1 protein-coding gene is annotated in these 410 nt (G+C 44.9%); it reads right to left on the minus strand.

Annotated features, from left to right (window positions below; all coding sequences use genetic code 11):
* Positions 1-410 (minus strand): MATE family efflux transporter (locus tag HC175_RS19540; protein ID WP_262887257.1); only part of this gene is annotated, 410 nt, incomplete at both ends.

A 410-nucleotide genomic window follows, 5' to 3' on the forward strand; every position in this document is an offset into this window, starting at 1 on the left:
TCCTCGCATCAAAGACTGAAATGCAAAAAACATAAAGAGGAACACGAAACCTAAGGAGGAAACCCGAAAATAACTCACAGCATCACCATAGATCTCCGGGCCGGCCCCGATGATCTTCATAAGCGGTCCTGCTATATAATAGCCTAAAACCGAAAGCATGAGAGAAATAAAAAAGACAAGGGAAATGGTTTGGGAAGAATTAAAATCTACCCTTTTTTTATCTCCTGCACCAAAGGCCTGGGAGACCAGGACCGTTCCTGCCAATGTCAATCCCGAACCCAATGACAATACCAGGAACAGCAATGGAAAGCTTATACTTACCGCTGCTACGGCATTTGCCCCCAGACGCCCAAGCCAGAAGGTATCGATTAACTGGTAAGCAGATTGAAGAATATTCGCAAGTATGATGG

Source organism: Salinimicrobium oceani, from assembly GCF_012037645.1.